Origin of the sequence: Akkermansia sp. UBA7090 (assembly GCF_002493465.1) — a bacterium.
Lineage (GTDB): Bacteria > Verrucomicrobiota > Verrucomicrobiia > Verrucomicrobiales > Akkermansiaceae > Akkermansia > Akkermansia muciniphila_A.
In genome coordinates, this window is record NZ_DKYW01000005.1 from 1 (window position 1) to 15,933 (window position 15,933).

15 protein-coding genes are annotated in these 15,933 nt (G+C 46.5%); 13 read left to right on the top strand and 2 right to left on the bottom strand.

Annotated elements, in window-relative coordinates:
• From B3075_RS01345 to B3075_RS01380, 8 genes are all read left to right on the top strand, one after another.
• Positions 1–824, top strand: an 824-nt coding sequence (locus B3075_RS01345) for a hypothetical protein (protein WP_290491994.1), incomplete at its 5' end; no start/stop codon positions are given.
• Position 825: 1 nt separating this feature from the next.
• Positions 826–1,425 (top strand): hypothetical protein, encoded by a 600-nt coding sequence (locus tag B3075_RS01350; RefSeq protein ID WP_290491995.1) that lies wholly within the window; start codon positions 826–828, stop codon positions 1,423–1,425.
• 817 nt (positions 1,426–2,242) lie between these two features.
• Complete coding sequence (locus B3075_RS01355) at positions 2,243–2,677, top strand: hypothetical protein (RefSeq protein WP_290491996.1); 435 nt, start codon at positions 2,243–2,245, stop codon at positions 2,675–2,677.
• A 146-nt stretch (positions 2,678–2,823) separates the two neighbouring features.
• Positions 2,824–3,477, top strand: coding sequence for a hypothetical protein (locus B3075_RS01360; RefSeq protein ID WP_022196895.1), 654 nt, complete (start codon positions 2,824–2,826; stop codon positions 3,475–3,477).
• 931 nt (positions 3,478–4,408) lie between these two features.
• Positions 4,409–5,359, top strand: coding sequence for an RHS repeat-associated core domain-containing protein (locus B3075_RS01365; RefSeq protein WP_290492000.1), 951 nt, complete (start codon positions 4,409–4,411; stop codon positions 5,357–5,359).
• A 1,559-nt stretch (positions 5,360–6,918) separates the two neighbouring features.
• The gene (locus tag B3075_RS01370) at positions 6,919–7,299 is read left to right on the top strand and encodes a hypothetical protein (RefSeq protein WP_290491997.1); all 381 of its coding nucleotides are present in this window, start codon (positions 6,919–6,921) and stop codon (positions 7,297–7,299) included.
• 83 nt (positions 7,300–7,382) lie between these two features.
• Positions 7,383–7,763, top strand: coding sequence for a hypothetical protein (locus tag B3075_RS01375; RefSeq protein ID WP_290491998.1), 381 nt, complete (start codon positions 7,383–7,385; stop codon positions 7,761–7,763).
• Positions 7,764–7,849: 86 nt separating this feature from the next.
• Positions 7,850–8,848 carry a hypothetical protein gene (locus B3075_RS01380; RefSeq protein WP_290491999.1) on the top strand — a complete coding sequence of 333 codons (999 nt, stop codon included), beginning with the start codon at positions 7,850–7,852 and terminating at the stop codon, positions 8,846–8,848.
• A gap of 263 nt (positions 8,849–9,111) precedes the next feature.
• On the opposite strand, the gene B3075_RS01385 is transcribed toward B3075_RS01380, so the two are convergent.
• Entirely contained in the window at positions 9,112–10,164 is a 1,053-nt protein-coding gene (locus B3075_RS01385; RefSeq protein WP_094135890.1) for an SPFH domain-containing protein, read from the bottom strand.
• Between the two features lie 239 nt (positions 10,165–10,403).
• On the opposite strand from B3075_RS01385, the gene B3075_RS01390 reads away from it, so the two are divergent.
• On the top strand, positions 10,404–11,276 hold the full coding sequence (locus tag B3075_RS01390) for a TIGR01777 family oxidoreductase (protein ID WP_290488962.1): 873 nt from the start codon (positions 10,404–10,406) through the stop codon (positions 11,274–11,276).
• Positions 11,273–11,782, top strand: a complete 510-nt coding sequence (locus B3075_RS01395; RefSeq protein ID WP_290488960.1) for a lipocalin family protein — start codon at positions 11,273–11,275, stop codon at positions 11,780–11,782. Before B3075_RS01390 ends, B3075_RS01395 begins: the two co-directional genes overlap by 4 nt.
• 42 nt (positions 11,783–11,824) lie before the next feature.
• Here B3075_RS01395 and B3075_RS01400 read toward each other — a convergent pair whose 3' ends face one another.
• A complete protein-coding gene (locus tag B3075_RS01400; RefSeq protein ID WP_290488958.1) occupies positions 11,825–12,685 on the bottom strand; it encodes a PEP-CTERM sorting domain-containing protein in 861 nt (286 codons plus the stop codon).
• Positions 12,686–13,141: 456 nt separating this feature from the next.
• Between B3075_RS01400 and ilvC the strand changes: the two genes are divergently transcribed.
• The 3 genes from ilvC to B3075_RS01415 all read left to right on the top strand — a co-directional run bounded on the left by ilvC (position 13,142) and on the right by B3075_RS01415 (position 15,721).
• Complete coding sequence (gene ilvC / locus B3075_RS01405) at positions 13,142–14,122, top strand: ketol-acid reductoisomerase (protein WP_012420218.1); 981 nt, start codon at positions 13,142–13,144, stop codon at positions 14,120–14,122.
• Between the two features lie 99 nt (positions 14,123–14,221).
• Complete coding sequence (locus B3075_RS01410; protein WP_290488955.1) at positions 14,222–15,019, top strand: ABC transporter ATP-binding protein; 798 nt, start codon at positions 14,222–14,224, stop codon at positions 15,017–15,019.
• A gap of 6 nt (positions 15,020–15,025) precedes the next feature.
• Complete coding sequence (locus B3075_RS01415; RefSeq protein ID WP_290488953.1) at positions 15,026–15,721, top strand: FadR/GntR family transcriptional regulator; 696 nt, start codon at positions 15,026–15,028, stop codon at positions 15,719–15,721.
• Positions 15,722–15,933 lie beyond the last annotated feature (212 nt).

Below are 15,933 nucleotides of genomic sequence, written 5' to 3' on the forward strand. Positions count from 1 at the left end.
ATCCGCACGACGGCAGGTGGATCAGTAGAGATCCCATCGCGGAACAGGGCGGTTGGAATTTATATAGGAGTTTTGGAAATAAAGCTTATTATCAGTACGATAAATTAGGATTATGGATGGGGCTTGATGATCTTGTTGCAATGGCCGCTGGAGCAGTCATTGGTGTTGCTGGTCAGTTAATCTCTGATGCTGTTAATGGAGAACTTAGTTCATGGAAAGATTACGGTCTGGCCGCTAGTGCTGGGGCAATAGCGGGAGAAGCTTCATTGTATGGTGGTCCTATTGTTGGAGGAGCCGTTTATGGCATGTCTCATGCTCTTCTAAAGAATTACTTTTCTGATGAAAAGAAGGAATGGTGCAATGTGGCAATTGATGTCGCTATAGAGGGTACTATAGGATCTATTAGTGCACCTATAGCAAAACTTATTAAAATTCCTGGATTAAATAGTGGCAGAAATTCTTGGTCTGCTGTAGGTAAAACAGCGCTAACTAAACTAAAAAATGGCACTATCAGAAGAATTCGTCCGAAAGTCATCGCGAAGTATAGTGGATCAGAATTTTATAATTCTTTACCAGGAACTACCTTATCTTTACCTAGCACGATGTTAAGTAACGAATCCGGCAGAATTTATTCTGGTGGTTCGAATTTACCGATGTTGCAATCACATATATTGCTAGAGAAGAGTTGGACAAATCCATCACTTTCTTCCAATTATATTTTCATACAACATTCCACTATTGTTGTGTTTCGTCTTAATATAGACGGACAAATTTATTATTTTGGAGAAAAACAAGATACAATAATTATAGTTCCGATAAAATAAAATGTCATCTCAAAAAATAATTAATATTTATTTAAAACCTCGTAAAGCTCTTGTTCTTGCAACAGTATCTTGCGGAATTATATTGGGTTTATTTTTATGGAAATTTTGCAATCCAGATAATATTAATAATGGCGAATTACCTGTTCTAGCAGCAATTTTTTCTATAGGAGTTTACTTAACTATTAAATTAAGTAGCTATCAATTATTACTATATAATGATAGGATAATCAGAAAATTATGGTGGAGAAAAAAGGAGATTTTATATAGAGATATAGATAAAATCATCATTAACGCTTCATGTTTTGATGCCTACAAAATAGGCAAAGCTATCAATCCACAGGTATTTAAAAAATTGGGAAAATATCAAATATTTGATGTATGGATTATTGGGAATGAATGCAATATACACTTTAAAACGAAATGGTTTGATTCTATCAAGCAGATTAATGATGCTCTTTCGTTCCTCATCGAAAAATGTCCGCTTAATAAGTTACAACGTAATCAATGTACTAATTTTTTTATTGCACGTGACATTAAGCTGATTATTAAATGGATTATTGTATTTTTTATATCATCATATGTAGCTAGTTTTTTCTTTTAATATTAAATTTCGGATAGCAAGATCTTATTAAAAATTTAAAAAATAAATGGAATTATATATAATTGTTTCAAAATGTTAAATATATTAAAAATTGCAAATTAAATAAATTATATAATTCTACAAAGGGTTCCTTCCGATAAACAGAAGGAACCCTTTCGCAGGAATGATTTTATTAGAAACCGTTTAAAACAAATCGGAACTATCCCTTTTAATCTTGTTCTTCCCCTCCTATTGCATAGGGGAACAAAAAAGCTCCTTCTTTTTGGAAAGAGCCTTTTTGATTCAGAAAAGTCTGTCCTCTCGTTTAGGTATTACTCTCTTTAACACTATTACAAAAGATTGTGCAAACTATTTGAAACCCTCTTTGGAACAAGGATCAGTGATAGTCAAAGGTTGTATAATTGAAGTATCAGATATATTTTCAAAATTACTTTGATTAACTTCCTTTTATCAAAAATCAGAGGATTGGTATTCGAGTGACACATATTACAATTACCTTTATTACATGTATCAGTTTGATTGCAAAGAGGGTAGGCAGGTTTATGCGCACACAAGGAATCAATCTAATATTTAAATTTTAAAATAATGTTAAATTTAAGTAATAGACATCATAAAAAATATAATACGGCAAAAAACAAAATATAGGAAATAAAATATAATTGCAAATATTAATAATGTCAATAAAAGAACAAAATTATAAAGAATAGTCTCGCTGTAAGATTTTCAGGATATTCTAGCTTTTGATATTCAGTAAATTGATCTGATGAAAAATCGAGGAAATCAACGAAACAGGACTAAGTGAATAATTCCGTAAAATATGATGATATCAAAAAATGTTGTTTTTCTATGTAGCGCATTGCTCTGCTCCTGCTCGGAAGATGTTGATTTGTATCAATCCGATTTAAATAATCATTCCGTTAAAACCAACAGGAATGGTTTATATAGATGCCCGCCGGAAGAGTTATATAAAAAATATCCTCTTAAAAAATATTCCTGGAAGGAAAAGAAAACAATAGCCAAGTCTTTTGTTATTGGGACAACAACTCAACAAGAAGTAATAAATATTTTAGGAGTTGATATAGCAGGAAGAGCTAATCCTCCCGTCATAGATAGTTTGGTTTATCGTTGTAACAAGAGCGATCCGGAGTATCCTGGTGACGAATGGCTGAAATTTCTTAGATTCTGCTTCAATGAAGAAGGAAAACTTGTTAATTATTATGAACTAAAAGTACCCTATCCTGTTCCTCATTAATATTTTTGTTATTTATACAATGTTCCTTCCGGCATAAGCTGGAAGGAACATTTGCTATATGAGGATGAGCAAACATCCATCCTGCCTTACCTATCAAAAAACAAATGATTTCATAAATTTTGAAAAAATAAACATAATTAGTTAATATGAAGATTAATATTTGTCCTGAATTGTGGGAAAAGTATCTTGGCAAGTGGAATTTTTCTATTTTTCTAGATTATTGTCTTGAAATAAAAAGAAACAGAAAATCAATTAGTATTGATATATTTGATATATTAAGAGATGAAAAATGTGTGTTAATTCCAATTAAATTAAGTGATGAATACTTGTCTTTTTGGATGCGTAGCAGTTGGACAAATATTAAATTCTCAATTTTTCAACATTTAAAAAATGAAACTCTTATAGTAGATTTTTCGGATTGTGACATTTATAAAAAGACATTTCCAGTACAAATTAACCAATCTCATAAATATATCGTTGACTTTAACGCTTCCAAAATGCCGAAATGGATTTACGGGACATGGCAGACAACAGATGGTTTAGAGTATATGAATATAAGCCGCGACGATACTAATTTATCAATAGCCCTTTGGTCTGATTTTGGGGATATTCCACCAACTCAAAATCGCAGTTTTCGTAAGATTATTTCAGTCTATGATATAGATAGTTTTAATATCAAGATGATTGTGAAAGGATATGATTACAGTAATAAGATTAGAGAAATAGTAATATTATTCGATTCTCATGCGAAAGAAGTGAGATTAATTTATTCGAGATCGGTAGAAGCTAAACGAATATGAATAATGTTTAGTTCTTTTTTATTTGATGATTTTCATTATAATAAATTTTAAATATAATTCACTTATTTTTATTAAAAACTCCTTCCAATATCATATTGGAAGGAGTTTTTTTGAAATTATTTAGAATAGGCCACGACAACACTGTCACGACTCGAACCGACATAGTCGGTCGAGTTGTCAGTATGACGGACACCGCCGGAAATGCAGCCGTAACGAGGGAATACGCTTACGATAGCCAGGCAAGGCCCGTCACGCGGCGCTCGGCCCGCCAGGGGAATACCGTCAACGACAGCTTTGCCTGCAACAGCCGGAGCGAACTGACCGCCGCCGTCAGCGGCAGGACATACGGCTACAGTTACGACAACATCGGCAACCGGAAAACCGCGCGGGAAGACGCGGAAGAAGCGACCACCTACACAACCGGCCCGCTCAACCAATACACCGCCATCGAGCGCGGAGAAGAAGCCGCCTTTGAGCCGGTTCACGACGCGGACGGCAATCAGACATTGATCAGGACATCCACCGGCATCTGGCAAGTCGCCTACAACGCGGAAAACCGCCCGGTGCGTTTCGGCAATGAAAGCGCCAAAACCGTGGCGGAATGCACCTACGACTACATGGGTAGGCGGCACACCCGCAAAGTGAGCGTTAACGGGACGGTGAGCAGCTACCTGCGTTACATGTACCGTGGCTACCTGCAAATAGCCGCCATAGATGCCGTCAGCGGAGTTTTTCGATGGTTCCTGTTCCGGGATCCGACGCAGCACTACGCGCCCGCTGGCCATCCGCAAAGACGGCGCCTGATACGCCTACGGGTGGGATCTGACCAGGAACGTCACGGAAATCTTCGAGAAAAGCCGGTTATCTGCGCACAGTCTACACCTACACGCCTTACGGAGAAGTCACCGCCGAAGGGGACGTCGCCCAGCCCATCCAGTGGAGCAGCGAATACAGCGAGGAAGAATTCGGCCTCATCTACTACAACTACCGTCATCTCAATCCGCTTGACGGCAGGCAGATCAGCCGCGATCCCATCATGGAAGAAGACGGTTGGAATTTGTATTTATCTTTAAAAAATAATTCTCACCTCATTGTTGATTATCTTGACACTATTCCTCCTCCTGGTGGATTTTGGACAGGTACTACTGAGTACAAATCATTAAGAATACCATCATCAGTACCATCAAATTCAAGAAAAAAGAATTTGACAAAAGTTTTGTGGAAAGTCATAAAGAGGAAGGTAACTGTTATTGCAAAAACTATTGAAAAATATAATATTACTACAAGGTTTCAAGAAGCTTTACAGGTAATGGGAGGTGGATTTGAAGCAACTGCAGGATCTGTAGGTCTTTTGGCTCCAGAGCCTACAGCTATGTCCAAAGTCATTGGAGCTATTTTATATGTGCATGGAAGTGATGTTGCCCAAGCTGGTCTTAGGGTTCTTATTACTGGAGAATATAATTCAACAATGACACATGAAACAATAACTAGTGCTGCAAAGGCAGTTGGTGTTTCTCCGCAATTATCCGAAAATATTGCTACGGGTGCAGAAATTGCATTAGGGGCAAAAGCATTATCAACTCCTGTGAAATCTCGTTGTCCAACAGTTATAGTAGAAGCCGAAAATGTTGAAGTAACTACTGTATCTAGATGGGGAGCTGAATTAAAACCTAATACTTGGGTCATGGAAGGAGAACCAACATTATGGAATTATATTTGGTCTGGAAAATGGCAGCCAGGAATGGGGAATAAATTTTCTCCTCCTTGGAAAGTCCAATCGTATGTCGTTCCCAAAAAGTCCATCGAATGTCCGGGAGGAAAAGGAATTGATGGGGCTATAAAATTACTCGTTCCTGCTAAACAAAGAATTTATAAACCTTAATTAGAATTAATAAAAAATGACAATTAATATAATTTTATTTTGGATATTAGTTGTTTTTGGAAGTATTGTTAGTTTATATAATTGGATAATATTTTTTAAATCCTTTGCAATAAAATCCAAAAAATCATCTTGCATTCCTCTGTTGGGTGGGGGTGCAATCTATTTAGCTATGAATCTTCCTGGAATAGATATGGAAGAATACGAATCTATTCCCTTATTATTGGATTATGGATGCATTCCTCTTTTTGTTCACACGTTTTTTTTCTTGATGTATAAAGGATTGAAAGGACTATTTAAATAGCGTGATTTTTCTATTAAAAAGAAAGAATAAATGTATTAAAAAAATTTAATTTTGTCACCTCTGATTTTTCAGAGGTGACATTTCATGAAAATTTTCAAGTAAAATACTGTATTTGTTCTTTTCTTTATTTTAATTATATGGAATGCCGTACTATAAAGAGATTAAAAACAATTTGGGTAGTTCTCTATTAAGGGTGTTTGCAGATAGCGAAGTACGAATTAATTAAGGAAATACTGGCTTTTGTGTACAGTTATATTTCAGATTGTCCGATGAGGTAATATCAACGAAACAAGACTAAAGTAAATAATTCCGTGAGAATATTATATAGAATTTTTTTTGCTTTTTATATCCTGTTAACAACAGGATGTGACTCTGAACAAGAATCATGAGATATCTGTAAATTAAATGAACATCTTGGAATTGCTTTACCTCCCAATAGCATAGTTCTTTCTGCGAGCGACGGAGGAGGAAAAAAAAGACATAAGTTACGAACATTATTCTTGGACTTTATATTCTCCTGTTTCAGTCAAGATGCCTTCAGAAATAAAAACTATATTTCCTCTGGAAGGTGACATAAAGTATATTGAATCTAGAATGTATAAGAAAAAAATGAAAATTTCGCAAGCTCAGTATGATTTTTTAGCGATTGGGGGAAAAATGGTTATATTTTTCGTGCTAAAGTTGTAAGAACTCTACGTGGGGATTTTCTTGTTGTTGAACGTGTTCGTGAAAAGTAATTAATTAAATGTTATGTTGAAAAAATAGTTGTGTGTTTTTAGATATTCATTTTAACACCTGTCTCCGTTCCAATTTACTGCTCTGCACTGCTGAAGGGAGCTGCTCGTCTCCATACGGAGCAGCTCCTGTCCGAACTCTCCGGAGTTCTGGAAACAAAAACAATAAGTATCGACGAACGCGGCTTGACTTCAGCGGAATGGACGGAGTATGTTGAAAATACGAAAAGAATCCAAAAGAGCATTTTCCCCTCTTCCAGCGTTACGGCATACCCCTAGACATACGCGTCTATAGGGATGCCCCATACTGGTGGGCTTGCCATGATATGGAATTAGAAACTCGAAAAATGTATGCCGACGACAACCTGAAGCTAGTGAAAACTTCTATCGATATCAGGAAATGTCGTACAATGCCGAATAAAGTTGCTGTAGCAATGTTTACCGGAAGAGAGCTAATATCAAGGCGCGAACTAAAGTTAGTAAATTGTCTCATCTGAATCTAAGTATCTTAAATAATCAGCAATATGAAATTTTTGTTAATTTTCATTATATCTTTTATTTCTATATCTAATTCTAATATCAAAGATAAAAAATTGATATTGAAAGAGATTATGAAATTGCCTCCAAATCTTTTCTATGAAGAAAACAAAGAATCATTTCAAAAAAGAATTGAGCAAGGTAAATTTTGGGTAGATCAGGAAGAAAAAATATTATATTTATTCATAAACGGAGATGGTGAATTTGGGAAAAGATTATTCATGTTAGATGAAAAATTAAATTTATATATAATCCATCTAAGCAATAATGAAGAAGATGGCAAGGATTACATGTTGTATAAATATGACTGTCTAAAGAAAACAGCAGTTTTAATCGGTACATTTAAACAGTGCTTATTTGAAAAGTAAAGATATTGATACGCAGTTTTTTGCTAATATGATTTAATAATTTTCAATAGGCCTGCAGTTATTTAATTGCAGGCCTATTTGGTTTGGGAGCCAGCTATCCAGATACCACGGGCATCTGGACAAGCGAGGACGACGGGACAACCGTGGAATGCGCCTACGACTCCATGGGCAGGAAGTTTGAGAAAAAAGTGACGGTCGGAGGGACAACGGACTTCCACGCGCGCTACCTCTACCGGGACTACCTGCAGGTGGCGGAGTGCGACTTGACCGGGGAAACGCCGGCACTTGTGCGCAGCTACCTCTGGGACCCCTCGGAACCTCAGGCCACGCGCGTCCTGGCCATGACGCGCTGGGAGGCGAACGGGACGCAGGTGAAGGAACATCTCTACTGCATGCACGACGCGATGAAGAACGTCACCTCCCTCTTCGGGGAAGCGCGCGGTCGCCGCGCCCTGCATGAATAATGTTCATTTTTTGCGTTTTTCAGACAGATTGCTGCGGAAGAGGATTCCGTGCCAGATGGCGCTTTTCTTTAAAGGGGAGATGTAGTATGGCATGGTGTATGGAAAGGAGGATGGGCATAGGCGGTTTTTTCGGGCTGGAATTGCCGGAGTACGGCAATTTCCCGCAATGGCATTCCGGCAGGAGTGTAACCGTGAATTCCGGCAGACGCGCTTTGGAATATATCCTGCGCCGCCTGGGGGACGTGCGCTGTGTCCGCGTGCCCCTGTATACGTGCCGGACGGTGGTGGAAACGGTGGAACGGCTTGGCGTTCCCGTGATTCCTTACCGCATTGACGAACGCCTGGAACCGGAAGAGCTGCCGGAATTGGAGAAAGGGGAATACCTTTTGTACACAAATTACTTTGGAATCAAAGAGAAGTGCGTGGATCATCTGGCTTTCCGGTATGGAAGCAGCCTGATTGTGGACAATGCGCTGGCCCTGTATTCTCCGGCCCGTTCCGGAGTGGCCTCCCTGTACAGTCCGCGCAAGTTTTCCGGTCTTCCGGATGGGGGGATTGCCGTGATGGATGCGGAGCGGCCCTTGCCGGAACCGGAGGAACGGGACGAATCCCTGCCGGACGCCGCCTTTTTGCTGGAATGTCTGGAGCATGGGCAGGAAAGGGCGTCCGCCGCCTGCGAACGGAATGAACGGCGCTTGCAGAATACCCCGCTGCGAAGGATTTCCCGGCTGACGGAGCGACTGATGAGCGGCATTGATTATGAACAGGCGCGGCTGCTCCGGATGAATAATTTCCTGTTTCTTCATGAAAGGCTGGGCCATTTGAACCGCCTTTCCGTGGAGCCAGTTTCCTTGTCCGCTCCGTGTTATTATCCGTTTTGGACGGCTTTCCCCGAGCTGAGGAACGTGCTGATTGATCAACGCGTCCTGATTCCGCTCCTGTGGCCGGAGGTGTTGGAACAGGCTCCCGCCGGCAGCCTGGAACGGAAACTGGCTCTGCATCTTCTGCCGCTCCCCGTGGACCAGCGCTGCGGGCCGCAGGATATGGAGCGCATCGCCCGGATTGTGGAGGCATTTTATACCTGAAACAAAGGGAGGATTTTGTATGGGACGTGTTCCTGGCGGCGGGAGTGATTTACTTCCCCGGCGTATTGATGAGAACCTCCGTTCGGGAACGTTGTTTCGGTTTTTTCCCGTGGCCTGGCGGGAGGCTTGCCAGAAGAGGCATTTTTCTTATATTAATGTTGCTTCAAGTCATATGTCCCGGAGAGGGAGGCGGTTTTTCCGTTTCCGAATCCGCGGATTCGTGATGCCGCCGCCTTTCCGGCAGCGCCGGGAACAGGCTGCGTTTATTTGGCGGGTTCCTTGTCCAGGTTCAGGATGCCCAGCACAGACATATTTCCTTCCGCATCTTTTCCGGAGGGAAGGTAGACTTTCGCATTGTTCAGCATGTTTTCAAAAGCTTTGGCGCGGAGCATGTTCGGTCCCATGGCCTTTTCCTTCAGCGCCAGTCCTTCCGCTTCCGCCCGGGCCGCTTCCAAGGCGGCTTCCGCCTGAGCTTTGCCCCGCATGACAATGACTTTGGCCTCCGCTTCTCCCCGGGCCAGATTGGCGTTTGCTTCCTGGCGCGCTATTTCCATTTTCATGGCGCCTTCCGCCTCCCCGCGTGCGCGCTGGATGGCGATATCTTTCCGGGCGATTTGCAGTTCCGTTTCCTTGCGTTCGTTTTCCTGAGTCGTCTGAACTTTCCTGACGACGGATTCAATGATGGCCTGCGGGGGATTTGTTTCTCCCACGGCTACGGAGTCCACAATAAAGGGGGTGCCGTCCAGCCGCTTGCTTAACTGCGTGTAAACGTTGTCGGAGATTTTTTGCAGGCTGCCGGAGGCGTCCAGGGCATTGTACTGGCTTAATTCCGCCCGCACGGCTGTGCGGAAAGGCTGCTGAATGAAATTTTTGTAGGCAAAGAGCATGATCTCGTCCGCCACTTCATCGTCATTGCGGCCGGAGCTTTGGGCGATGCCTCCGTAGTCTTCCATGAATTCCTTCACCCGGGACGGATCCAGACGGTAAACAAGAGAGGCCTTGCAGGAGATGGGGAGTTTGTCCTTGCCCAGGATTGCTCCTCCATTGCGGGCGTCGAATTCCTCCACCGTGGTATCCGGCGTGATGGAAACCTTGCTGACTTCCTTTCTCCACGCCCATCCCGTGGAGGACGGCCCGATCAGGATGCCTTCAAACCTGTTCTGTCCGAAAATGGGTTTGGAATAAACATAGCCGGCAAAGCCGGACAATACGCGCTTGTTGCTGAAATTCTGGAAGGCGAAGATAGCGGCGCCCACAGCGATGAAGATGACGGCGGGAATAAGCAGGGAGAAGGCGGTTTTGGGAGATTTATTCATGACAGGGCAGCGGTTGTGACGGCCTTCAACATAAGAAGAGGCTGATGAAAATCAAGTTATCTTTTCCCGTGATGCCGGGAAATGCTTTCCGGAAGAGGGAAGGCGGCAAAGTATGTCCTCTTCTGAACACAGGGGAGTGGAAGAAATGTCTTATCCGGCAAAGGTTGCCTGTTTCGTGAGGGGCATTCCGGCGAGGCGCCGGAGCGCCGCTCCGGAGGCGGGTCTCCATCTGGGTTAAGATGATGAATGTAGCCATTACAGGATCCGGCGGGTTTATAGGGAGCCATTTGGTCAAGCGCCTCAAGATGTTCGGGCATCGGGTGGCGCCCCTGCAACACTACCTGTTTACTCAGGATGGCGTGGATTGCCTGACGCAAGCCCTGGTTGGGTGCCATGCCGTCATCAATCTGGCCGGAGCTCCCATCAATCGACGCTGGACGGACGCTTATAAAAAGGAACTGGTGGAAAGCCGCGTCATGACCACCCGCAAGCTGGCGGAAGCGGTCAACAGACTGCATGAACCGCCGGAAGTGATGATTTCCGCCTCTGCTGTCGGGTATTACGGGCCGTCCAGCGGCTGTCATGGGGAACAGGACGCTCCGGAGGCTGATTCCTTTCTGGCGGAATTGTGCGTAGCCTGGGAAAAAGAGGCCGGGCTGGTGAACGGTTCCGTACGGCTGGTTCTTACCCGCTTTGGCGTGGTGCTTTCTCCGGATGGCGGCGCGCTCCCCGAAATGATGCGTCCGGCCCGGTTCGGCGTTATGGCTGCCGCAGGAAATCCGGATCATCTTTTTTCCTGGGTGGCTCTGGAAGATTTGGTGGATGCCCTGGTTTTCATTATGGGCAGGGAGGGTATTTCCGGCCCGGTCAATATAACGGCCCCGGAGCGCACCTCCAACCGGGAATTCTACAGGGCCGCCGCAGAACACTTCCACACCCGTCTGTCCATCCATATTCCTGACGCCGTGCTGCGGCTGTTGATGGGAGAAGCTTCCCAGGTGATTACCGGCGGCCGGTGCGCCCTTCCGGAGACGCTGATGAGGGAGGGGTTTCAATTCCAATATCCGGATATCCTCACTTTTTTTAACAAAGCATTTTCCGTCAGCTCATGAGCATGATACAGACCATTGTCGCATCCCTGTTTCACGGCCATTCCGTCAAAACCGAACCCATGCCGGATTTCAATCTGGAACGTTATCTGGGGGAGTGGCACGAAATCGCCCGCCTGGAAAACTGGTTCGAGCGCGGCCTCAGCAAGGTTTCTGCCCGGTACGACCGCAGGGAGGACGGTTCCATTACCGTGATTAACAGCGGTTATGACGTTCGAACCGGGGAGCGGAAGGAGGCCCGTGCGCGGGCGGTGGAGGGGGATGCCCCCAATCATTTGAAAGTGTACTTTGTGCCGTTGGTGTACGGCCGGTATGAAGTGGCTTTTCTGGATGGAGATTACACCCGCGCCGTGGTTTCCGGCGGTTCCCTGAATTATCTGTGGCTGCTTGCCCGCAAGCCGCAGTTGAAGGAGGATGAGCTTCAACCGATGCTCCATTGCGCGGAGGAACTGGGATATGACACTTCCCGGTTGATTTATTCCGGTTCCCCTGCGTTCCCGGTGCGGTAACTGGGCGTAGAATTATCAGGTCTCTTCCGCCTGGATGGCGGGTTAGCAGCGCCGCCGCCAGCAAAGCACCGTCATTCCTGCCATGAAGAGGAGGGAAGAAGCTGGTTCCGGGACATTGTCCTGCGTGTGGTAAAGAAATTCTACCCCAAAAATCCTCCACTCGCTTCCGTTCAACTTCATGTAATAATTAGTAGAGGAGCTTCCTCCTCCCTGTCCTTCCTCGTAGCGGGCTGTAACAGAACCATTGTTCAGTCCTCCCGGGCTGTCAGAGTCTGTAAAATAAAGGGAAGTCACGTTGAATTCCCCTCCATAGTTGGTGTAGTCCGCACCCCAAAGGGCGACGGAATGACCTCCTGTCTGATTATTGAGCATGAGAGACATGCCATAACCGTTCTTTATCCCGTACAGCAGAGCTTCCGAGATGGACATGTAGGCTCCCAGCCCCGGAGCCACCCATGGACAGGTGTTGACTGGTATGAAATCCGTGGAATAGGAAAATTTGTTGCAGGCTGTATAATCAGCGATTAATTTGCATTCCGTTTTATAAACGTCCCGGCAGTAGGAAGTCCATGTGCTCCGAGCCGTCGTCGTTGTCCAGTTGGTGTAGGAACACATTTTGTCGTACATTTCGTACATTTCATCCCCGGTCATTGCGGCTCCCTCTTTGGTATTGCGCCACCATGCCATGACGCTGGCCGCGCTGGCGGCGCTGCACATGGCGGAGTCGTCGTATTTATAATCCGTAATGTTGTGTTTTTTTACGCTGACCCATCCGGAGTCAGCGGAAACGCCGGGCAGAAAGATTGTTCCGGATGTCTGGAGGGTAAAATCTTCTCCCAGAGATATCAGGGCCGACCCTGCAAGGAAGAGCAGGCTTTTTGCGAAAAGAGAGCAGAGATTCATAGATTCAAAAGGAAATATATTCATTTATTTTTTTTAATCAAACAGTTTTTGCCGTTGATCGCCCGGAGGGCCGGATGCGAGATCATGCGCCGGATATTTTACGGATCAGGGCAGGACTTTTTTTGATTCATGGCGGCCGGAGAATGCGGAAAGAAAATTTATTTTGCGTGGATTGAGCGTTTATCCCGGAATGAATAGAAAGGGTTTGCGGGTACGATGTTTTTCTCCGGAGAGGGGGATGGTGCGGTTTTCTCTTATGGAGCGCCGGGCAAGGAGCGCGGGATTCCGGTTTCTGGCGTTTCGGGGAAGGGGGGGCTGCGTGCGGGCGGACGCCCGCTGTTCCGAGGAAATATTCCGGCGTCCGCGGGAATGTGCTTGCAATCAGCATGAAGTGATGTATGTTGCATTCATCCAAACATTGGATGTTTGGATGAATTACTTAAAGAAGGAGTAACAATGGATATTATTCATGACAACGCCGCTGATCTCAGCGCATTGAACGGCAAGACCGTTGCCGTGATCGGGTATGGCGCCCAGGGCCGCGCCCAGGCACTTTGCATGCGTGATTCCGGTGTGAACGTGATTATCGGCGTTCGCCCCGGCAAGTCTTTTGACGCCGCCGCCCAGGACGGATTCCAGGTGATGAGCGTCGCGGAAGCCGCCGAAAAAGCGGACATCATTCACATTCTGCTGCCGGATGAAAGCCACGGCGCCGTGTATGAAGCTGAAATCAAGCCCCACCTGAAGGCCGGCAAGACGCTTTGCTGCTCCCATGGCTTTGCGTATGTTTTCAATACCATCGTCCCGCCTGCGGATGTGGATGTAATCATGGTGGCCCCCAAGGGGCCGGGCACGGAAGTGCGCCGCGTATTTGAAGAAGGGTTCGGCTGCCCCGGCCTGATTGCCGTGCATCAGAACCCCTCCGGCAAGGCCCGTGACGTGGCTCTCGCCATGGCCAAGGCTGAAGGCCTGACCCGCGGCGGCGTGCTGGAATGCACCATGGCCCAGGAAACGTATGAAGACCTGTTCGGTGAACAGAACGTCCTGTGCGGAGGTCTGGTAGACCTGATGAAGTACGGCTTTGAAACCCTGACGGAAGCCGGTTACCCGCCGGAAATGGCCTACTTTGAATGCGTGCATGAAGCCAAGCTCATTGTGGACCTGATTTACAACGGCGGTATTCAGAAGATGAACTCCGTGATTTCCAACACGGCCGAATTCGGCGAATATTACAACGGCCCGCAGATCCTGCCCGCAGAGGTGAAGGAACGCATGAAGGAATCCCTCAAGCGCATTGAATCCGGCAAGTTCGCCAAGGACTGGCTGGAAGAAGCAGCCAAGGGCGCTCCCAACCTCAAGGCCAAGCGCGAAGCCCTGGGCCAGCACCCGGTGGAAATCGTGGGCGCCAAGATCCGCAGCCTGTTTGAAAGGAACTAAGGTTTCTTTTACCTGGAACGCGTGCCGTTCCGCCGGAATGCGGCGGAACGGCACGGATATTCCCGGGCTTTTCCCGGAAATCCGCCATTTGTTCAGTTTATGGAGCACGCCTCGCCGGCCGTCAATGTGGAAAACGCCAGGGTATACCTGGGCGGGCACGAAATCCTGCACAATATTTCCTGGCAGGTGCAGCGCGGAGAACGTTGTTTTATTCTGGGGGCCAACGGCGCCGGAAAGACAACGCTGGTCAAGGTGCTGATGGGGTTTGCGTGGCCGCTCTTCGGGGCCAGGGTGCAGGTTCTGGGCAAGACCTTCGGGCACGTGAACCTGCTGGAGCTGCGCAAGTCCATTGCGTGGGTGAGTCCGTTCATGCACAAATGGCTGGAGGATGGCTCCTGGAACGGGCGCGACATGGTGCTTTCCGGCCCGGACGGCACGATGGGCCTCCTGAGAGCGCCGACGCCGGAAGAGGAGGAAAAAGCGGCGGGAATCATGAAATCCCTGAAAGCGGAGCATTTGATGGACAGGCCGGTGGCGGCCATGTCTTCCGGGGAACAGGTGAAAGTGCTGATTGCCCGGGCTCTGATGACGAACCCGGAACTGATGATTCTGGACGAACCCAGCGTTTACCTGGATTTGGCAGGGCGGGAATTTTTGCTGAAAACCATTGAAGAACTGGCTGAAACGAGACCTGACCTGACCATCGTGTTCATTACCCAGCGCATTGAAGATATCCTCCCTGTATTTGACCGCGGCATGATTTTAAAATCCGGGGAGATCGTAGCGTATGGGAGCCGGGACGAGGTGCTGACGGAAGAAAACCTGAAAGACGCTTTTGAGCTGGATATCCAGTTAATCAAGACGGAAAAAGGGCGTCTCTGGACCGTTATCCGCTAATTTTTCATGAAGCAGTCCAAGACAATGGAGCTGAAGAAACCGGTGCGCGTGTCCCTGGCCCGCCAGGTGCTCACCGCCATGGAATCCATGATACGGTCCGGCAAATGGAAGGTTGGAGACCGCATTCCCGCGGAAGCGGAACTGGCACGCGCCTTTTCCGTCAGCCACAACACCATCCGTGAAGCCCTTCAATCCCTGATTCACATGGGGATGCTGGAGGCGCGCCCCGGGGACGGCACATATGTGATGGCGTCAGACCGCTTTGCCGTCGCGGTGAGCAACCGCCTCAAGGAATCCGATCTGCCCCAGATTCTGGAGGCCCGGCTGGCTTTGGAAAAGGAAATTGCGCGGCTGGCCGCCGTTAAAAGGACGGATGAAGATTTGAAGGAGCTGGAAAATGCCCTGCAGGACTGCCACGGCAGGGTAAGGCCGGGCATTGAGGATGACATGCTGTTTCATGCCGCCGTGGCCCGCGCCACGCATAATCCGGTGCTCTCGGAATTGTACAACGTGGTCATCCGCCATGTGCAGGAGAATCTGGAAAGGCTGCTTCAGGAGAAGCAATATGACGCCGGCGCCATGAAGCTGCATGACGACCTTCTCGCAGCCATCAGAAAGCGGGAGGCGGATGAAGCGGAGAATATTATTGTGAAGATTGTGGAATTTGACACCGTCAGCATAGGCGGATCATTCATTTCCTGAATTGCCGGCAAGGAGGATGACGCTGCGGAAGCAGGGCTGTTCCTTTTTATTTCCCGGCGTTTTTCTTGCCAACGGGCCTTCCGGCAAACGCTTCCGGGAACCAGACGCTTGTCTGCCGGATAAAAAGCGGGAATGTTTTTTTTGATTGATAGGGCGGCTAAGACACGTAGATGGACGTATGATGAAGAGGGTGCGCCTTTTGTTGATTCTGT

Coding starts and splice junctions, on each gene's coding strand:
- B3075_RS01350 (WP_290491995.1), top strand. CDS start 826: ATGTCATCTCAAAAAATAATTAATATTTATTTAAAACCTCGTAAAGCT.
- B3075_RS01355 (WP_290491996.1), top strand. CDS start 2,243: ATGATGATATCAAAAAATGTTGTTTTTCTATGTAGCGCATTGCTCTGC.
- B3075_RS01360 (WP_022196895.1), top strand. CDS start 2,824: ATGAAGATTAATATTTGTCCTGAATTGTGGGAAAAGTATCTTGGCAAG.
- B3075_RS01370 (WP_290491997.1), top strand. CDS start 6,919: ATGAAATTTTTGTTAATTTTCATTATATCTTTTATTTCTATATCTAAT.
- B3075_RS01380 (WP_290491999.1), top strand. CDS start 7,850: ATGGCATGGTGTATGGAAAGGAGGATGGGCATAGGCGGTTTTTTCGGG.
- B3075_RS01385 (WP_094135890.1), bottom strand. CDS start 10,164: ATGAATAAATCTCCCAAAACCGCCTTCTCCCTGCTTATTCCCGCCGTC.
- B3075_RS01390 (WP_290488962.1), top strand. CDS start 10,404: ATGATGAATGTAGCCATTACAGGATCCGGCGGGTTTATAGGGAGCCAT.
- B3075_RS01395 (WP_290488960.1), top strand. CDS start 11,273: ATGAGCATGATACAGACCATTGTCGCATCCCTGTTTCACGGCCATTCC.
- B3075_RS01400 (WP_290488958.1), bottom strand. CDS start 12,685: ATGAATCTCTGCTCTCTTTTCGCAAAAAGCCTGCTCTTCCTTGCAGGG.
- ilvC (WP_012420218.1), top strand. CDS start 13,142: ATGGATATTATTCATGACAACGCCGCTGATCTCAGCGCATTGAACGGC.
- B3075_RS01410 (WP_290488955.1), top strand. CDS start 14,222: ATGGAGCACGCCTCGCCGGCCGTCAATGTGGAAAACGCCAGGGTATAC.
- B3075_RS01415 (WP_290488953.1), top strand. CDS start 15,026: ATGAAGCAGTCCAAGACAATGGAGCTGAAGAAACCGGTGCGCGTGTCC.